Below are 18,059 nucleotides of genomic sequence, written 5' to 3' on the forward strand. Positions count from 1 at the left end.
CAAATTTTTACTGTCACAAATCTGTAAATCAGCCTTAAATGACGTTACGTCCCTGGGGAGGGCAAAACGACGGAGCAAGGCAATGGTAGGGCCTGAAGAAGTATTGAGTTTTTGGCTGGATCAAGTGGGTCCAGATGGTTGGTATATTGAGGATGAAGCGCTAGACGCAGAGATCCGCGAAAAATTTCTTTCCACATGGGAAATTGCTAATGAGGGAAAGTTCTCTCTCTGGCTGACATACCCCAGCGGGGCACTGGCCTATATCATTCTGATGGACCAGTTTCCTAGAAATATGTTCCGCGGCAGTGGTAAGGCGTTCGCCACTGATAAGGCGGCCTTGTCGGCAGCGAAATGCGCCATCGACAAGGGCTGGGATCTGAAGATTGACGAACCCGCGCGGCAGTTCTTTTATCTTCCACTGATGCACTCGGAAAATCTGTGTGACCAAGAGCGTTGTGTACGCCTGATGTGCCAGAATATCGACGAATCCAAGTCAACCAACCTGCTGCATGCAAGGGCGCATAGGGAGGTGATCCGAAAGTTCGGCCGTTTCCCCTATCGTAACGAAGCATTGTCGCGCCCCATGACCGAACATGAGGCCGCCTATGTAAACATGGGCGGGTACGGATCCACCGTCCGAGAGCTTCAGGCCGCAGGTTAGCCTTCGACCGAACAACCTTTGATTGTGATAATACGGTCGGCCACAGTGTCGGCCGTTTTTTCTATTGCGGTGCTGATAAAGGCGTCTGGCGTTTCGGCAACCGCAACGATACGAGACTGCGCCGCCTGCAGCGTATCTTCGATTTGGCTCAGGCGGTCGAGCGTTTGCGAGACCCGTTGGGCGGTGGCGGTGTCGGCAAGCGCGCCATTGACTTGTATTGTCGCGAGTTCAGTGCGAAGTGCTGCCAATTCACTGCGCACCCCTTGAACCTCTTCGCGCAAAGGGGCGACGATCTGAACCTTCTGTGAAAAATCAGACATCAGGGACTGCGCTGTTGTGGCCAGCTTCCAGCCCAAAAACAAACACAAGGCCACCAGGATAAGCGTGGCGTTGATTAGGGCGAGGGCCAGATCTTTCAGCGTTTTAGCCATGTTATGCCTTTCGCGTAAATGGATTTAGAATGGAGCAACTGGGATACTTAGCTATCTTCTAGCGTTTCGAACGGGTGCGGTATAGGCTCGAACCTCTGCAATCCGTATGGGTTTACCTTGCGTAGCTTTTGTCGCGGGGACTAAGTGTTGAAGGGTGACTGATATTAGTTTAATGGTAAACTAATTTGGAAATGACCTGCTCCGAGAGGGAAACATGGCAGCACAATCTTTTGATCTGATCGTAATCGGCGCTGGTCCTGGCGGGTATGTCGCAGCCATTCGCGCAGCACAGCTTGGTTTGAAAACCGCCGTGGTCGAGCGCGAACATCTCGGGGGCATATGTCTTAACTGGGGCTGCATCCCAACCAAAGCGCTGCTGCGGTCTTCAGAAGTGTTTCACCTGATGGAGCGCGCAAAGGATTTTGGGCTGAAGGCCGAGAAGATTGGATATGATCTGGATGCTGTGGTCAAGCGATCGCGCGGTGTCGCCGGGCAACTTTCGGGCGGTATCGGTCACCTGCTGAAAAAGAACAAAGTGACGGTTGTAATGGGCGAGGCGACGATTCCGGCCAAGGGCAAGGTCTCCGTCAAGACCGACAAGGGCAGCGAAGAGTTGACAGCCAAGAACATTGTTCTGGCAACCGGCGCGCGCGCCCGCGAGCTTCCCGGGCTGGAAGCGGATGGTGATCTGGTTTGGACTTACAAACACGCCCTGCAGCCGCCGCGGATGCCAAAGAAATTGCTGGTCATCGGGTCGGGTGCAATCGGGATCGAGTTCGCTAGCTTCTACAACACGCTCGGTGCAGATACGACGGTGGTTGAAGTCATGGACCGCGTTCTGCCCGTCGAGGATGCCGAGATCAGCGCCTTCGCCAAGAAAGCCTTTATCAAACAGGGCATGAAGATCATGGAAAAGGCGATGGTCAAGCAGTTGGACCGCGCTAAGGGTAAAGTCACTGCGCATATCGAGGTGAAGGGAAAGGTTGAAAAGCATGACTTTGACACCGTGATTTCTGCGGTTGGCATCGTTGGCAATATTGAAAATCTGGGGCTAGAAGCGCTGGGTGTCAAAATCGACCGGACCCATGTTGTGACTGACGAATTCTGTCGCACCGGTGTCGATGGCCTATACGCCATCGGTGACATTGCCGGAGCGCCATGGCTGGCGCATAAAGCAAGCCATGAGGGTGTCATGGTGGCCGATCTGATCGCCGGTAAACATGCCCATCCGGTCAAACCCGAAAGCATCGCGGGCTGCACCTATTGCCATCCGCAGGTTGCGTCGGTCGGCTATTCCGAGGCAAAGGCGAAAGAGCTTGGCTATGACATCAAGGTCGGCCGTTTTCCCTTCATCGGCAACGGCAAGGCAATCGCGCTTGGAGAGCCCGAAGGGCTGGTCAAAACAGTCTTCGACGCCAAAACCGGAGAGCTGTTGGGCGCCCACATGATTGGCGCGGAAGTCACTGAGTTAATTCAGGGGTATGTGGTCGGGCGCCAGCTTGAAACCACCGAAGAGGATCTGATGAACACAGTGTTCCCGCATCCGACTTTGTCCGAGATGATGCATGAAAGCGTTTTGGACGCTTACGGGCGCGTGATCCATATGTAACTCAGGGCAGGGGGCGCCCCTGCCGATCTGCGGCACGTTACCAAAAGTATCTTTGGCCAGATGAAGCAGCGAGCCAAGCTTCATCTGGCCTTTTGATTCCCGGATTTGCTTATCGGGTCAAAGCGTCGAGAATGCGCGCCCAGGACCGGATGCCTTTGTGAAAGCTTTTGACATCATATTTCTCATTCGGTGAGTGAATTGCGTCATCATCATTGGCAAAGCCCACAAGCATGGAATCCATGCCAAGTTCCGTGTCGAAGTAGCCAACGACAGGGATTGACCCGCCCATTCCGGTAAAGACGGCTTCGCGCCCCCATTCATCGGACAATGCGCCTCGGGCGGCTTCGAATTCGGGGCGGTTGATATTCATGACGGATGCGGGCGCGCCTTCAAGATCGTTGTCCCACTGTACTTTCGCGTCGGGTGACAGGCGGTCTTCTACATGCTTGCGAATCTGGTCACGCAAGGCGTCAGGGTTCATGTCACCCACCAGACGGCAGGTGATCTTGCAATGCGCCTGTGAGGGAATGACCGTCTTCGAACCGGCACCGTTATAGCCGCCCCAAAGCCCGTTTACCTCAAGCGTCGGGCGCGCCCATTGTTGCTGCAATGTCGAATATCCTTTTTCGCCATGTGGCTGAGAATACCCCACCGAGTTCAGATAATCCGCCTCATCGAACCCGCAGTTTTCCCATTGGCGCAACTGTTCGGCCGGGACCTCATGAACCCCGTCATAAAAGCCTTCGACAGCGACGCGACCGGTTTCGTCGTCATAGAACGAGGCGACGATCCTGGACAGCTCTCGCAGCGGGTTCAGCCCCGGTCCGCCGTAATGGCCCGAGTGCAGGTCGATCCGCGGACCGATGATGGTGAATTCGTCCTTGAGCATCCCGCGCAGCTGAGACGCGATTGATGGCACCCCACGCGACACCATCGAAGTGTCGCATACCAATGCCAGATCCGCTTTCAACTCGGCCACGTTTTCACGCAGGAACGGGACCAGCGACGGCGAACCGGATTCTTCTTCGCCTTCGAAGAAGAAGGTGATGCGGCAGGGCAGGGTGCCATGGACGGCCTTCCATGCGCGGCACGCTTCGACGAAGGTCATCAACTGTCCCTTATCGTCCGAAGAGCCTCGACCCCGGATAACTGGCCCATTTTCGGTTTCTTCAATGGCCGGATCGAACGGATCCCGGTTCCACTGGTTCAGCGGGTCAACGGGTTGCACGTCATAATGGCCGTAGAACAGAACATGGGGCGCGCTGTTGTCCTCACCTATGTGGCCCACCACCATGGGATGTCCGGTGGTTTCACGTTTTTCAGCCTGAATTCCTATGCTTTTCAGGTCAGATACCAGCCAGTCAGCTGCCTGGTTGACCTGTTGGTCAAAGGCCGGATCGGTTGAAATTGACGGAATGCGGAGCAGTTCCATCAGGCGGTCGATTGAGGTTGGCAGATCGGCGTCGATGCGGTTCAGAACAGCGTCCAGCGACATGAGAGGGCTCCTGCTTGATTTGGATTTTCCGGAACCCTATCAGCGCCACTTTTGCCGTCTAGCCCGCAAGGACAGGAATCTGGTATAATATCGGAAACCCGGATGAGATAATGTGCTGTGCCTGCGTCGTTTCCTCGCGTCCAGGGGGCGTAACTTTACTTGTCGGTCAGGGTCAGAGCGGATATTTGATGCAAATCAAATAAGCTTTCACTGTGCTTGCGGTATCAAGCAGGCAGTGGGAAATGCTCTGGTGCAGATTCGTATCCTGCGCAGAAGAAGACGTTCGGTCGCCGTAATTTCGGTCGGGCAACTAAGGAGAAACCGGTGGATTATACTGCTCAGCTCGATTCAGCGATCGCAAGGCTGCATGACGAAGGACGGTACCGGACCTTCATTGATATCGAACGTCGCAATGGTCATTTCCCGCATGCGGTGCGCACGCGCCTCGATGGATCGCAGCAAGATATCACCGTCTGGTGCGGCAACGACTATCTTGGCATGGGGCAACACCCTGTGGTGCTGGAGGCGATGCACGAGGCCGTGGATGCCGCAGGCGCCGGATCAGGTGGAACCCGCAACATTTCGGGCACCACGGTTTACCACAAACGGCTTGAGGCCGAGTTGGCCGATCTGCACGGCAAAGAAGCTGCGTTGCTGTTCACCAGCGCCTATATCGCAAATGACGCGACACTCAGCACTTTGCCGAAACTGTTTCCCGGTCTGATCATTTATTCTGACGCATTGAACCATGCTTCGATGATCGAAGGGGTGCGCCGCAACGGCGGGTCCAAGCGCATCTTCCGCCACAATGACGTCGCCCATCTGCGCGAACTGCTTGAAGCGGATGATCCCGCAACGCCCAAACTGATCGCCTTTGAGTCGGTGTATTCGATGGACGGCGATTTTGGCCCGATTGAAGAGATCTGTGATCTGGCCGATGAATTTGGTGCGCTGACCTATATTGATGAGGTACACGCCGTTGGCATGTACGGACCGCGCGGCGGTGGCGTGACCGAGCGTGATCGTCTGGCCCATCGGATCGACATCATCAACGGCACATTGGCCAAAGCCTATGGCGTCATGGGGGGCTATATCGCGGCCAGCACTAAAATGTGCGACGCGGTGCGGTCTTATGCTCCGGGCTTCATCTTTACGACGTCCCTGCCACCTGCCGTTGCTGCGGGTGCCGCAGCTTCGGTTGCCTACCTCAAAACTGCGTCCGAATTGCGAGAGCAGCATCAGACGCAAGCAAAGATCCTCAAGCTTCGGCTCAAGGGGATGGGCCTGCCACTGATTGATCACGGCAGCCACATTGTGCCCGTGATTGTTGGCAACCCCGTGCACACGAAGAAACTCAGCGATATGCTGCTGGATGACTATGGAATCTACGTCCAGCCCATCAATTTCCCCACTGTTCCGCGTGGAACAGAACGCCTGCGTTTCACACCGTCCCCGGTTCATGGACCTGACGAAATGAACCGTTTGATCCAGGCGATGGACGAACTTTGGTCACATTGTGCGCTAAATCGCGCCGAACTTGCCGGTTAACCTAACGCTAAAGTGTGCAATTCGTATGCCGCGTGCTAAAATTACGCTAACAAAACTACGGCGCGAATCATTCTTTTAATGATTCGACCACGGCGTGAAACACGCACAGGCAGAATGGGGCAGCAGGGATGATTGGGCGCAGATCACAGCGCGGATCCGAAGGCGACACTGACGTCAGGCCCAAGGGCTTTGACGACTATGAGGTGCGGCTGGGTGACATGATGCGTGGTGAACGCGCAACAATGGGCAAATCCCTACTGGATGTGCAGCGCGAACTGCGGATCAAAGCCAACTACATTGCAGCCATAGAAGATGCCGACCCGGACGCCTTCGATACGCCCGGATTTATCGCTGGGTATGTGCGCTCTTATGCCCGCTATCTGGGGATGAACCCCGACGAAACTTTCTTTGCGTTTTGTAAGGAAAGCGGGTTTGAGGTCGCACATGGCATGTCGGCCGAGGCGTCGGTGGTTCGAAAGACCTCGGGCAGCTTGCCGGCTCGCGGTCCGATGGGGCGCGATCCGTTTATCTCGCCAAACACTCCCTATATTCCCGGACGGGAATCGTTGGTCAGCCAGATAGAGCCGCGTGCCATCGGGTCGTCTCTGGTTCTGTTGGCTGTGATCGGCGGTATTGGATATGGCGGATGGTCCGTCCTGAACCGGATTCAGCAAGTGCAGGTAAGCCCGGTTGAACAGGCTCCGGTTGTCTTGTCTGATTTGGACCCGCTTGAGGCGGCGCGTGGCACCACCGAAGATCAAGTCGCGCTGATCGACACCCCCTCGGCTGAGGCTCTGGATAGGCTGTATCGCCCACAGGCCCTGGATTTGCCGGTGCTCGTTGCCCGTGATGCACCAATTTCTACACTGGACCCGCGTACCGTTGGCACCTTCCAGCCGCCTGAGCCGCCCAAGGTTGAGGTTGCCGAAGTCCATACGGTTCTTCGCCCGGCATTGCCGCAGGTGGTTGAACAGATTGATACGACCCTGAAAATCGTCGCCGTTGATCCGGCGTGGATGCGGGTCACCGCTGCGGATGGAAGTATCATCTTCGAGGGTACGCTTGGAACCGTCGAACAGGGCAGTACATTCGAGGTACCGCTGACAGAAGAACCGCCTAACCTACGTGCAGGTGCCGCCGGATCTGTCTATTTCTCGATGAATGGTGACCATTTCGGCCCGGTCGGAGCACCAGGAACTGTCGCCAAAGGTGTCGTTCTGTCCAAGGATGCGGTTTCCGAACGCTATACGGTAGCTGATCTTGAGGCCGAGCAAAACGTCGCCCTCAAGCAATTGGTGGCGGAACTTCAGGCGCAAAGCTCTGCCGCACCGACAGAATGATCTGACCATTGCAGTGGCCAGTTAGGCTGACTATTTAAAGATCAACTCAGACAGTCTTGGACCCGTCCACATGTCCCTTAATCACGTGCGCCCATGGCGCAATATCTACCGCCGCAAATCTCGTCAGATCATGGTTGGAAACGTCCCCGTCGGAGGTGACGCTCCGATTGCGGTGCAGACGATGACCAACACGCTGACGACGGATGTGGCGGCGACTGTGGCTCAGGTGCAGGCCGCCGCAGAGGCGGGTGCGGATATCGTGCGCGTTTCGGTCCCGGATGAGGCCTCGTCCAAGGCGCTGAAAGAGATCGTGCGCGAAAGTCCGGTACCTATCGTGGCGGATATCCACTTTCACTATCGCCGTGGGATCGAGGCCGCCGAGGCAGGCGCAGCATGCTTGCGGATCAACCCTGGCAACATTGGCAATGAAAGTCGGGTGAAAGAGGTCATTCAGGCCGCGCGTGACCATAATTGCTCGATCCGGATCGGGGTGAATGCGGGAAGCCTGGAAAAGCACCTGCTTGAGAAGTACGGTGAGCCTTGCCCCGAAGCGATGGTTGAAAGCGGGCTAGAGCATATCCGTATTCTTCAGGACAACGATTTCCACGAATTCAAGATCAGCGTGAAAGCCAGTGATGTCTTCCTGTCGGCAGCTGCCTATCAGGGCATCGCCGAGGCCACGGACGCCCCCATCCATCTGGGTATTACCGAGGCCGGAGGACTGGTTTCGGGCACCATCAAATCGGCGATTGGTCTGGGCAATCTGCTGTGGATGGGCATTGGCGACACGATCCGCGTCAGCCTGTCTGCGGATCCTGTCGAAGAGGTCAAGGTAGGGTTCGAGATCCTGAAATCTCTGGGCCTGCGCCATCGCGGGGTTAATATCATCTCATGCCCCTCTTGTGCGCGGCAGGGGTTCGATGTGATCAAAACGGTCGAGGCGTTGGAACAGCGTCTTGAACATATCAAAACACCAATGAGCCTATCGATCATCGGCTGTGTCGTGAACGGCCCGGGCGAAGCGCTGATGACCGATGTCGGCTTTACCGGCGGCGGTGCCGGATCGGGTATGGTGTATCTGGCGGGCAAGGCCAGCCACAAGATGTCCAACGATCAGATGGTCGACCACATTGTTGAAGAGGTCGAGAAGAAGGCCGCTGAACTGGACGCTGCGCAGGAAGCCGCTGAGTAATTTTCCAGCTTGATTGGCCATTGAATGACCAGTTCGGCAGGCATGTAGGGTCAATTCATAGGGCCTGCACGTTATTGGCCGCGTGTATCTGGTGGACCCCAATCCCAGACACCTCATTGAAAACGCGACGCTGTTGGTCCACATTATTGTTAGGAATGAGATTTTCATTCCCGCTTAGATTTGTTGTTTTTGTTTCAAGGGTTTCTTAGTCGTATGCCAGTAAGTGATCGTTTGAAGAATAGATTGTCTCCTGCCTCTTCGGCCCTCGGTCTTTGCGGTCCGAACTCTTACAGGGGGCTTATGCAATGCGCCGTAACTTGAAAGCCTTCGGCCTGGGTGTAGTGATCGCCGGGTGTTCGGGTTTCACGGTGGCAGATAGCGTAGTGGCCGATCAGCCCGCATTTCCCGGTGCGGTGGGATATGGGCAGAACGCTACGGGTTGGCGTGGCGGCGAAGTGTTTCATATCACAACCCTGGACGATACCGGCCCGGGCAGCCTGCGTGAATGCGTCGAAAATGACGGCTCCGGACGGGTTTGCGTTTTCGATATTTCAGGGACGATCACCGTAGACACCCAGATGAAAGTGGCTTCGAACACCTATATCGCCGGACAGACCGCGCCGGGACAGGGGGTGCAGATCAAACTTGGCAAGGTTCTGGATTCACCCCTGATGATTTTTGAGGCGCAGGACGTTTTGCTGCGGAACCTCAAATTTCGGCCCGGACCCAGTTACAAGCCCTCGTCGAACGTGGACGGGCTTTCCATAGAGAGCAGTTCGAATATCTACGTTGACCGTGTCTCGATCCAATTTGCCACGGATGAGAATCTGGGCGTTGGAACGGAAAACCTGCCAAGCGAAGATATCACGATTGCCCGCAGCATCTCAGCCCTGGCTCTGGATAAGTCCACCCATACAAAGGGAAAGCATTCAAAAGGAGCTCTGCTGTGTTCCGATGATGGAACGGCAAGGCAATGTGGGCGGGTCACCCTGTATCAAAACCTGTTTGCCCATAACCGCGACAGAAATCCAGACATCCAGTCGTCACCATCTGGGCAAGTCGACATTATTAACAACGTGTTCTACGACGCGACCTCGCAATTCGGTGAGTTCTGGAACCATTACGGCGACACATGGATCGCCTATGTGGGAAACGTGGTCCTGCCGGGCCCCAGTACACGGAACAGGCCGCCCCCCGCCGCATTCGAGGTGTTCCCTTATGGCGCGGACAAAGGGTTCAGCATCTCGGTTTTCGAACAAGATAACCTGCATCTGGACAGCCGTATTGAGCTGCTATGCGACAGATCAGTGAAGGGCAAGATTGCGGATGATGCGGCGGTCGAATTCCTTGTGGCTGAACCTCACCAGCCGCTGTCGGTTGAACCTGCCGAGGTGAGCACGACATACGAAACCGTTCTTGGAACCGTGGGGGCCCGGCACGGGGATGACCAAGCTTTGGACAGTCTGGATGCGATGGTGATCGAAAACGTCCGCAGCTGTGATGGACATCGGATAAACGATCCGGGCGAGGTGGGCGGTTGGCCGGATTTGCCCATTGTTCACGCGGCAGTTGATACTGACCGGGACGGAATGTCTGATACTTGGGAAACAGGGCGGACTGGCCTGGACCCGAATGATCCCTCTGATGTCTGGGCGGACCGGGACGGCGATGGCTGGTCTAATCTTGAGGAATATCTAAGCCACCTTGCTGGCGACCCGATGCCCTGACGGAAAGGCCGGCTCCTGTTGCGGAACCGGCCTGCCAAATCAGCCTTGCTCGGCGCGAACGGCGTTCGCAATTTGCTGCATCTGATCTGCTTTCAGGTACCCGCGCAGCATTTCGCTGCCCAGCACAAACGAAGGCGTGCCCGAAATCTGCATCCGCTGCGCCAATTCACGGGTCTTTTGGATTTCCTCGGTGACCTGTTCGCTGTCCATTGCCGCCAGAATCGCGTCACTGTCCAAACCCAGCCCGTCCGAGATACGGCGCAAAGTAACCGGCGACGGTTCCCCGGTGAATTCGAGCAGGGCATCGTGAACCTGCTTATAGGCATCGTCCCCGGCAACATGTTTAGCGGCAACGGCAAAGCGGGATGAGATCATCGACGCGTCTCCGAGGATCGGAAACTCTTTGATCACAAGCCGAATATTGCCATCCTCGGCCAGCAGGCTGGCCACTTCGGGCACCGCACGGCGGCAATATCCGCAGCGATAGTCCATGAATTCGACCAGAGTAATATCTCCGTCCGGATTGCCGCCCACCCAGCTGTACCCGTCGTTGAAAAGCTCATCAGCATTGCTGGCGACAAGCTCTTTATCCGCCTGCGCTTCTTCAACGGCGTTGCGTTGTTCCAGAATGTTGATCGCTTCGATGATGACTTCGGGGTTTTCCAGAAGGTATTCGCGTACCTGCTCTCCGAATTGTTGTTTTTCGGCGTCGGTCAGCTGGCTCAGGTCCAAGGCCTGCGCCGATCCTGCGATCAGGGAAAGCCCCAGAAGGGCTGGTGCAGCGTGTCTGAGGATCATTTCCGTTTCCTTTTCGAATTACTCTTGTTTGCTTGTTCAAACGCAATCAACACATCTTGGGCCCGTTGCCAACCCGGTGATCCGACCGGCAACTGCGCAACCGCGCGTTTCGCGTGAATACCGGCGTCATCCAAACGGCCCTGCAGGGCATATCTTTCGGCTGTAACCGCCGATGCCATGCCAGTATTGCCTGTTTTGGCATAAGCTGCACCCAGGTCTTGCATCAATCTTGCGTTACGAAAATCTCTGGCCCGCGCTTTTTCAAGAATGGTCAAGGCTTCCACTGTCTTACCTTGAACCAACAGGGACCGCCCGTATCCGGCCAGGATAAGTGGGTTATTCGGCGCCAATTCAACGGCTTTGCCATATGCTGCTACCGCATCAGCCACTTGACGGTTTTCAAGCATGATCTGGCCTTTGAGGTCATAGTAATAGGGGTCATTGGGCCGGATTGCCAATGCACCATCAATCGCAGCGCGCGCTTTGGTCAGATCACGGTTTTGATGGTGGGCTGCTGCCTCGCGCATCAGTCGTATGTCCTGGGCGGTTTCTTCTTTGGCGCGCCGCATCGTCCATGTGGGCGAGCGGATGAAGGCCGATAGTTTACCTTTCGCCCTTGCGAACCAGTAATCGGCATTCTGGCTGGGTTTGGCTTTATCGCCGAACTCTTCCAGAAACGCCTCGGCGGCGCGCAACCTCTCGCGGCTGGTGGGGTGTGATCGCATGTATGGATCCTGGTTGACCGTGTTTAACAGCTCTTGCCCCGCGAATTTACGGTGCAGAGACACCATGCCACTGGGCGAGATACCGGCCCAACGTAGATAGCTTGCTGCGCTGCGATCCGCCGAGGACTCTTCAGCGCGGGTGTGGCCAAGAAAGCTGCGCAGGGCTGCCGAATTAGTACCGGCTGCAATTCCGAATGCGGCCTCGCCGCCGCCGGCAGCTGCAGCAATCAGAGCCAAAGCCGTCCCAAGCCCGGCTTTTTGCCGTGCTGCATTCAGGTTTTCGTAACGGCGCGATAAATGCCCGTTGGCGATATGGGCCGCCTCATGTGCGATAACCGCCTGCAACATCTCGGGGCTTTCGACTGAAAGGATTAGCCCATAGTTCAGATAGATCGCATTGTAATCCAGAACGAAGGCATTGAACGTGCTGTCATTGACCACCAGTATCTGGACCCGATTGGTATTCAGACCGGCGGCACGCAGAACGGGAAAGGCCAACTCTCGCAGACCGTGTTCAATATCTGGATCACGGATCAGGCTTTGGGCCTGAACAGCGCCTACGAGCCAAGTCACTGCAAACAGCAACAGGGCCGGGATTGACGCCAGCCTGGATACGCGTTCAAAAGCCATGATTGCAACATGGGAGATGGCCATGCGAAACTCAACCCGGTCCGGGGTCGATCCGTTCATCGTGATGGACGTGATGGAGGCTGCCCGCAAAGCTGAAGAAGCCGGCCGTCACATCATCCACATGGAGGTCGGCCAGCCTGGAACCGGCGCACCCAAAGGGGCGACCGAGGCATTGGCTAAGGCAATGGAGCGAGGCCCGTTGGGATATACCGTTGCATTGGGTCTGCCAGCACTGCGCCACCGGATCGCGCAGATGTATGGCGAGTGGTATAATGTCGATCTCAATCCCGAACGGGTGGTGATAACCCCCGGTTCGTCTGGCGGATTCCTGCTGGCGTTCACCGCGCTGTTCGACAGCGGGGATCGCGTGGGTATTGGGGCCCCCGGCTATCCGTCATATCGGCAGATATTGCGGGCCCTGGGGCTGGTCGCGGTTGATCTGCCCACCGCTCCGGAACACCGCCTGCAGCCGGTGCCAGCCGATTTCGCCGGGCTAAATTTGCAGGGGCTGATGGTGGCCTCGCCCGCCAACCCGACAGGAACCATGCTGAACCATGCCGCAATGGGTGCGCTGATCAATGCCGCACACAGCCAGGGCGCGTCTTTCATCAGTGACGAGATTTATCATGGTCTGGAATACGAAGCCAAAGCCGTCACCGCGCTGGAGTTGACAGATGAGTGCTATGTGATCAACTCATTCTCCAAGTATTTCTCTATGACAGGTTGGCGTGTGGGCTGGATGGTTGTGCCCGAGGATCAGGTGCGCGTCGTCGAACGGATCGCGCAGAACATGTTTATCTGCGCGCCCCATGCCAGCCAGGTGGCGGCGCTGGCTGCGATGGATTGTGATGAAGAATTGCAGGCAAATTTGGATGTCTATCGGCGGAACCGCGCGCTGATGTTGGACGGTCTGCCCAAAGCCGGTTTCACCAATATCGCGCCACCTGATGGGGCATTCTATGTTTACGCCGATATGTCTGACCTGACCGACGACAGCCGTGCCTTTGCGGCTGAGATTTTGGATAAGGTCGGCGTGGCGGTCACTCCGGGGCTGGATTTCGATCCTCAGCGTGGGCACGGCACCATCCGTTTTTCCTATGCACGCTCGACCGGGGATATCGAAGAGGGGCTGCGGCGGCTTCAGCGTTTCATGGCTGATCGAGGCTTGATTTCTGCCCAAGCCTAAAGCGTTCACATCCAAGTGCGGGTCGGGTAGGCTGCGCTTCGAACGATCTCGGGAAAACTTGAGGCCATGAGCAGAATTATCTACGCCATCGCGCTGATCTGGGCGCTAGGCAATGCCGCAGTTGCGCAGGATTTCAGCGCACTCGCCCGTGTTTTGCCAGACCAAAGTTCGATTGTTGATGACGGGCGGTCCGGTGTAAGCATCCAGCTCGGGCTTAGCCAGGGGGTGCCTTATCGCGTTTTTACCCTGCGCGACCCGTATCGGATGATCCTGGATTTCCAGGAGGTAGACTGGACCGGTCTTGACCGTGACCGCTTTCTACAGACTGGCCGTATCAGCGGTGTGCAATTCGGCTCTTATGTACCGGGCTGGTCCCGCATGGTGCTAGAGTTGGGCGCGCCTCTGATGGTCGAGACGGCGGATATGCGGGTCGACCCTGTGACTGGGGCTGCACATTTGACGCTCGGACTGCAAGGGACAGATTTCGACAGTTTCGCGGCCAGCGCCGGAACGCCCCGTCAATCCGGATGGGATTTGCCCGAACCAGCTGAGACATCGGTCGCTCCGGTGGGGCAGGGCAACGGAACTTTGCTTGTCATGTTGGACCCCGGGCATGGAGGAATTGATCCCGGCGCCGAAGTTGACGGTGATGATGAGAAAACGCTGATGCTGACCTTTGCCCGAGAGCTGCGCGAGATGCTATTGCGCACGGGCGGATACGAGGTTGAGATGACGCGGACCGATGATCAGTTCGTTTCTCTTGAACGTCGTATTGCATTGGCACACCGCGCAGGTGCAGATGTGTTCATCTCTTTACATGCCGACATTCTGACAGAAGGGCGGGCTCATGGCGCGGCCGTTTATACGCTGTCGCAAGATGCCTCGGATGTGGCAAGCCACAAACTGGCCGAGCGGCACGACCGCAGTGATTTGATTTCGGGCGTCGATCTGAGCGGTGCGGATGATCAGGTTGCAGATGTTCTGCTGGACCTTGCGCGTCAGGAAACCAGGCCGCGTACGGATGCGTTGGCACAAATGCTGGCGAATGGAATGACGCAACAGGGCGGTCCGATGAACAACAAGCCAATTCGCACCGCCTCATTTTCGGTTCTGAAGGCAGCGGATATTCCTTCCGTTCTGATTGAGCTTGGCTTCCTTTCCAGCCCTAGAGATTTGAAAAATATACGAAATCAGGAATGGCGCATGGGAATGGCGCGCGGTATTCGGGATGGGCTAGAGAAATGGCGCCAGGACGATATGGTAAAACGATCCCTGATTGGACAGTGACCCCGTGGCGCAAACCGGCTATTATTGGCCATGGTGTTTTGACCCTGCACAGGTGCGACACTATATAGGCGGCACCGCGAGCAAAAGGCAGTAACGTGATCCGTTTCATTCTTTCGATTTTCGGGGCGATATTCAGCCTCGTGACCCTGGGTATTTTTATGGCTGCGCTGGTTATCGGCGCGGTGTTCTGGATGTATGGGCGCGACCTGCCCAGTCACGAATCCCTGGCGCAGTACAAGCCGCCCACGATCAGCCGGATTTATTCCGGCGAGGGTCAGCTGATCGACGAATTTGCGCAGGAACGCCGTCTGTTCACCCCGTCAGAAGAAATCCCCGAACTGGTTAAGCAGGCCTTTATTTCGGCCGAAGACAAGAATTTCTATAACCATAAGGGCTATGATCCGCGCGGGATTATTGCCGCCGGTGTCGAGGCAGTGAAATCCAAAGGCGAGAATGTACGGGGTGCATCGACGATCACACAGCAGGTAATGAAGAACTTCCTGTTGTCGGGGGACCGTCGGGCCGAGCGCAAGATCAAAGAGATCATCCTGGCCACACGGCTTGAGAATACGCTGGATAAGGAACAGATCCTAGAACTCTACATGAACGAGATTTTTCTGGGCCAGAACTCGTATGGTGTAACCGCAGCAGCGCAAACCTATTTCAACAAGACCCTTCAGGAATTGGCTCCGCATGAGGCCGCCACTTTGGCGGCTATGCCCAAGGCGCCGTCGGATTATCACCCGGTTCGGCAGAAAGAACGCCTTGTGAACCGGCGCAATTACGTGCTGCGCGAGATGAACCAAAACGGTTATATCGACACGGCGACCTATGAGGCCGAGGTCGAGATGCCTTTGCGGTCTGTCCAGAATGGTGATTTCGAAAGTTTCCGCACCGCCTTGCCGCCGCGGGATTACTTCACCGACGAAATCCGCCGCCAGCTGAGCGAAGATTTCGGCGAGGGCGAGTTCTTCACAGGTGGTTTTACTGTCCGCGCCTCTGTGGATGAGGAAATGCAAGTCAAAGCCGCGCACGCCCTGCGCGAGGCGCTGCAGAAATACGACCGATCTCGTGGAAAATGGCACGGGACTGACGAAGTGATCGCCGAAGAAATTCTGGCGGATGAGGCGCAGTGGCGTGAGGCCTTGGCGATTTTGGAAATCCCCCGTGATGTGGTTCTGCCAACGCAGTGGTATCCCGCCGTAGTACTGGATGTCGGTGAGCAGGCCCTGACCGTCGGCATTGAAAATGGTCCGGCTGACGGCATCATCCCGCGCTCGGACATCAAGTGGATGCAGGGCAGCTTCTTCGACAACTTCAAACGCGGTGACGTCATTCTGGTAATGGCCGGGGAGGAAGGCCAATGGTCGGCCCGTCAGGTCCCCGAGGTTCAGGGCGGCTTTGTTGCGATGGATGTGAACTCGGGCCGGGTTTTGGCGATGCAGGGCGGATTCTCGTATCAGGATTCTGTGTTCAACCGTGCCACGCAGGCGCAGCGTCAGCCCGGGTCAAGCTTTAAGCCTTTCGTCTATGCCGCTGCGTTGGACAGCGGGTATAGCCCTGCGACCATTGTGGTCGACGCTCCGATCGAAGTGAACACACCGCAGGGCCTGTGGCGACCCAAGAATTCGACAAACAAATTCTACGGGCCGACGCCATTGCGTACCGGGATTGAACAGTCGCGGAACCTGATGACCATCCGTCTGGCGCAAGAAGTCACGATGCCGGTGGTTGCCGGATACGCGGAACGCTTTGGCGTTTATGACCGGATGGGTGCTTTCCTGGCCAACTCGCTGGGGTCCGAAGAGACGACGTTGTACAAGATGGTTGCGGCCTATGCGATGTTCGCAAATGGCGGCGAGCGGGTTGAACCCACTCTGGTTGACCGTATTCAGGATCGGTTCGGCAAGACAATCTATCGGCACGATGACCGCCAGTGCCTGGATTGTAATTCGGCCTGGCTGGAACCTGATGAATCCCCCACGATCGAGACAAACCGCAGTCAGGTCATGGATGCGATCACCGCTTATCAGCTGACGTCGATGATGAAAGGTGTCGTGGATCGTGGCACGGCATCCCGTGTTGTCAATCTGCCGGTGCCGACCGCAGGTAAGACCGGGACAACCAATGAATCCAAAGACGCCTGGTTCATCGGCTTTACTTCGAACATCGTTGCTGGCTGCTATATCGGCTACGACCGTCCGCGCCCGATGGGCCGGGGCGCTTATGGCGGCACTTTGTGCGGTCCCGTGTTCCAAAGCTTCATGGAGACAGCTGTCGAGAAATACGGCGGAGGTCCGTTCGAAGTGCCACCGGGTGGTCACTTTATCAAAATTGACCGATTCAGCGGTGCACGCTTGCCATCTGATGCGTCCGGAGACTTTGTCGTGGCCGAGTATTTCCGCGATGGCGCCGACGGCTTTATCGACCGCATCTATGACGGTGGTTTTGCGATGGGTTCCGACCTGCCGCTGTTTGAAGAGGTCAACAGCTCGGGTCGTCAGGTGACCACGTCGACCGGCGACACCATCACCGTTGGCCCAAATGCCAGCCAGGGCGATTTGCAGGGCGGCGGGCTTTACTGATCCGCCGCGCGCAACAATAGGTTCAAGAGCGTCGCCTCGGGCGCAGCTGAAACTGTCCCGTGGCCGCGCCACATGATGGATAGCGCACATTTTGCAGCGGCCCATTGGGCAAGACGTTTCCGCGACACACCTAACGCTCCGGAGTAAAGCTGGAGGCAGCGTTCGATCTGGTCGCGGCTGCGAACCAGATCGGGCATGCCTTTGGGGTGCCGCAATGCGTTTGCAAGTTCAAAAGCAGGATCGCCCAGATACCCCTTTGCATCAATTACCCTTGCCCCTGAAGGCGTTTGAATTACGTTATCGGTGTGAAGGTCACCATGCAGCGGCACCACCTGCGGTTGGCTCGTCAGAAGGTTTGATGCCAGTTCCGTTGCGCGGATCACATCGCGTTGTAGCGCATCGGGGCAATCGCGGGCAAACGTGCAGTCAAACAGTGGATTGAATACCTTGTGCAATGGTCGCAGCTCGTCGAACGCAACCGTGGGCTTTTGGTGAAGGCGGTGGGCCATCTCCGAGAAAACCTGCAGCGCGCTTTCAGCGTTTCCGTCACGCGCGATGTCACCCAGTGTCGGACCCTCCAACCACTCCATCAATACGCCTTTGCCCGCTTCGGCATAAATGGCAACCGCGCCACGATCCCGCCAGAGCGACAAAAGCCCGGTCGAAGCAGCTTCGTTCCCGCGATCTGCGCGGTGGTATAGCTTTAGCGCGGCCGGCCCATAATCCCGCGCGTGAACTTTCCAGACTAACGCATGCTGGGCTTCGGCGATCAGTATGGCACGGCATAATCCCCAGCAATCCATGATATCACCCGGAACAATATGCATTCAGGTCTCCGCTGTCTT

General features: G+C 56.6%; 14 protein-coding genes. 9 read left to right on the plus strand and 5 right to left on the minus strand.

The genetic code is table 11. The features are described from left to right. Window positions 1-82 precede the first annotated feature (82 nt). The gene (locus tag AC2FLG_RS09380) at window positions 83-661 is read left to right on the plus strand and encodes a DUF924 family protein (protein ID WP_142633241.1); all 579 of its coding nucleotides are present in this window, start codon (window positions 83-85) and stop codon (window positions 659-661) included. Here the strand turns inward: AC2FLG_RS09380 and AC2FLG_RS09385 are convergent. After that, window positions 658-1,092, minus strand: a complete 435-nt coding sequence (locus tag AC2FLG_RS09385; protein ID WP_496705950.1) for a hypothetical protein — start codon at window positions 1,090-1,092, stop codon at window positions 658-660. The genes AC2FLG_RS09380 and AC2FLG_RS09385 overlap by 4 nt on opposite strands. Before the next feature lie 214 nt (window positions 1,093-1,306). On the opposite strand from AC2FLG_RS09385, the gene lpdA reads away from it, so the two are divergent. Then, the gene (gene lpdA, locus AC2FLG_RS09390; protein ID WP_271947557.1) at window positions 1,307-2,701 is read left to right on the plus strand and encodes a dihydrolipoyl dehydrogenase; all 1,395 of its coding nucleotides are present in this window, start codon (window positions 1,307-1,309) and stop codon (window positions 2,699-2,701) included. Window positions 2,702-2,810: 109 nt separating this feature from the next. Here lpdA and AC2FLG_RS09395 read toward each other — a convergent pair whose 3' ends face one another. Then, window positions 2,811-4,196, minus strand: coding sequence for a M20/M25/M40 family metallo-hydrolase (locus tag AC2FLG_RS09395; protein ID WP_496691075.1), 1,386 nt, complete (start codon window positions 4,194-4,196; stop codon window positions 2,811-2,813). 324 nt (window positions 4,197-4,520) lie between these two features. Between AC2FLG_RS09395 and hemA the strand changes: the two genes are divergently transcribed. The 4 genes from hemA to AC2FLG_RS09415 all read left to right on the plus strand — a co-directional run bounded on the left by hemA (window position 4,521) and on the right by AC2FLG_RS09415 (window position 10,003). Next, window positions 4,521-5,744 carry a 5-aminolevulinate synthase gene (gene hemA, locus AC2FLG_RS09400; RefSeq protein WP_142633250.1) on the plus strand — a complete coding sequence of 408 codons (1,224 nt, stop codon included), beginning with the start codon at window positions 4,521-4,523 and terminating at the stop codon, window positions 5,742-5,744. A 128-nt stretch (window positions 5,745-5,872) separates the two neighbouring features. Continuing rightward, window positions 5,873-7,084 carry a helix-turn-helix domain-containing protein gene (locus AC2FLG_RS09405; protein WP_142633252.1) on the plus strand — a complete coding sequence of 404 codons (1,212 nt, stop codon included), beginning with the start codon at window positions 5,873-5,875 and terminating at the stop codon, window positions 7,082-7,084. Between the two features lie 70 nt (window positions 7,085-7,154). Then, entirely contained in the window at window positions 7,155-8,276 is a 1,122-nt protein-coding gene (ispG, locus tag AC2FLG_RS09410) for a flavodoxin-dependent (E)-4-hydroxy-3-methylbut-2-enyl-diphosphate synthase (RefSeq protein WP_142633254.1), read from the plus strand. A 305-nt stretch (window positions 8,277-8,581) separates the two neighbouring features. Further along, window positions 8,582-10,003 carry a pectate lyase family protein gene (locus AC2FLG_RS09415; protein WP_496705952.1) on the plus strand — a complete coding sequence of 474 codons (1,422 nt, stop codon included), beginning with the start codon at window positions 8,582-8,584 and terminating at the stop codon, window positions 10,001-10,003. A 39-nt stretch (window positions 10,004-10,042) separates the two neighbouring features. Here the strand turns inward: AC2FLG_RS09415 and AC2FLG_RS09420 are convergent, their stop codons facing one another. Next, window positions 10,043-10,801 carry a DsbA family protein gene (locus AC2FLG_RS09420; RefSeq protein WP_142633258.1) on the minus strand — a complete coding sequence of 253 codons (759 nt, stop codon included), beginning with the start codon at window positions 10,799-10,801 and terminating at the stop codon, window positions 10,043-10,045. Then, window positions 10,798-12,180, minus strand: coding sequence for a M48 family metalloprotease (locus tag AC2FLG_RS09425; RefSeq protein WP_496705953.1), 1,383 nt, complete (start codon window positions 12,178-12,180; stop codon window positions 10,798-10,800). The genes AC2FLG_RS09420 and AC2FLG_RS09425 overlap by 4 nt, the downstream gene beginning before the upstream one ends. Here AC2FLG_RS09425 and AC2FLG_RS09430 point away from each other — a divergent pair. From AC2FLG_RS09430 to AC2FLG_RS09440, 3 genes are all read left to right on the plus strand, one after another. Continuing rightward, window positions 12,179-13,342 (plus strand): pyridoxal phosphate-dependent aminotransferase, encoded by a 1,164-nt coding sequence (locus AC2FLG_RS09430; protein ID WP_496705955.1) that lies wholly within the window; start codon window positions 12,179-12,181, stop codon window positions 13,340-13,342. The two genes, AC2FLG_RS09425 and AC2FLG_RS09430, sit on opposite strands and share 2 nt — an antisense overlap. A 66-nt stretch (window positions 13,343-13,408) precedes the next feature. Beyond that, window positions 13,409-14,629 (plus strand): N-acetylmuramoyl-L-alanine amidase, encoded by a 1,221-nt coding sequence (locus AC2FLG_RS09435; RefSeq protein WP_496695767.1) that lies wholly within the window; start codon window positions 13,409-13,411, stop codon window positions 14,627-14,629. Window positions 14,630-14,724: 95 nt separating this feature from the next. Further along, window positions 14,725-17,214: a penicillin-binding protein 1A gene (locus AC2FLG_RS09440; RefSeq protein WP_496705956.1), complete on the plus strand. Its 2,490-nt coding sequence runs from the start codon at window positions 14,725-14,727 to the stop codon at window positions 17,212-17,214. On the opposite strand, the gene AC2FLG_RS09445 is transcribed toward AC2FLG_RS09440, so the two are convergent. Next, window positions 17,208-18,041: an aminoglycoside phosphotransferase family protein gene (locus AC2FLG_RS09445; protein WP_496705958.1), complete on the minus strand. Its 834-nt coding sequence runs from the start codon at window positions 18,039-18,041 to the stop codon at window positions 17,208-17,210. The two genes, AC2FLG_RS09440 and AC2FLG_RS09445, sit on opposite strands and share 7 nt — an antisense overlap. Window positions 18,042-18,059 lie beyond the last annotated feature (18 nt).

The organism is Ruegeria sp. CDSA193 (assembly GCF_059611885.1).

Excerpts from the sequence above, each read along its gene's own strand:
- AC2FLG_RS09430 (WP_496705955.1), top strand. The coding sequence starts at position 12,179 with ATGCGAAACTCAACCCGGTCCGGGGTCGATCCGTTCATCGTGATGGAC.
- lpdA (WP_271947557.1), top strand. The coding sequence starts at position 1,307 with ATGGCAGCACAATCTTTTGATCTGATCGTAATCGGCGCTGGTCCTGGC.
- AC2FLG_RS09445 (WP_496705958.1), bottom strand. The coding sequence starts at position 18,041 with ATGCATATTGTTCCGGGTGATATCATGGATTGCTGGGGATTATGCCGT.
- AC2FLG_RS09420 (WP_142633258.1), bottom strand. The coding sequence starts at position 10,801 with ATGATCCTCAGACACGCTGCACCAGCCCTTCTGGGGCTTTCCCTGATC.
- ispG (WP_142633254.1), top strand. The coding sequence starts at position 7,155 with ATGTCCCTTAATCACGTGCGCCCATGGCGCAATATCTACCGCCGCAAA.
- AC2FLG_RS09385 (WP_496705950.1), bottom strand. The coding sequence starts at position 1,092 with ATGGCTAAAACGCTGAAAGATCTGGCCCTCGCCCTAATCAACGCCACG.
- AC2FLG_RS09415 (WP_496705952.1), top strand. The coding sequence starts at position 8,582 with ATGCGCCGTAACTTGAAAGCCTTCGGCCTGGGTGTAGTGATCGCCGGG.
- AC2FLG_RS09435 (WP_496695767.1), top strand. The coding sequence starts at position 13,409 with ATGAGCAGAATTATCTACGCCATCGCGCTGATCTGGGCGCTAGGCAAT.
- AC2FLG_RS09380 (WP_142633241.1), top strand. The coding sequence starts at position 83 with ATGGTAGGGCCTGAAGAAGTATTGAGTTTTTGGCTGGATCAAGTGGGT.
- AC2FLG_RS09395 (WP_496691075.1), bottom strand. The coding sequence starts at position 4,196 with ATGTCGCTGGACGCTGTTCTGAACCGCATCGACGCCGATCTGCCAACC.
- AC2FLG_RS09405 (WP_142633252.1), top strand. The coding sequence starts at position 5,873 with ATGATTGGGCGCAGATCACAGCGCGGATCCGAAGGCGACACTGACGTC.
- AC2FLG_RS09425 (WP_496705953.1), bottom strand. The coding sequence starts at position 12,180 with ATGGCCATCTCCCATGTTGCAATCATGGCTTTTGAACGCGTATCCAGG.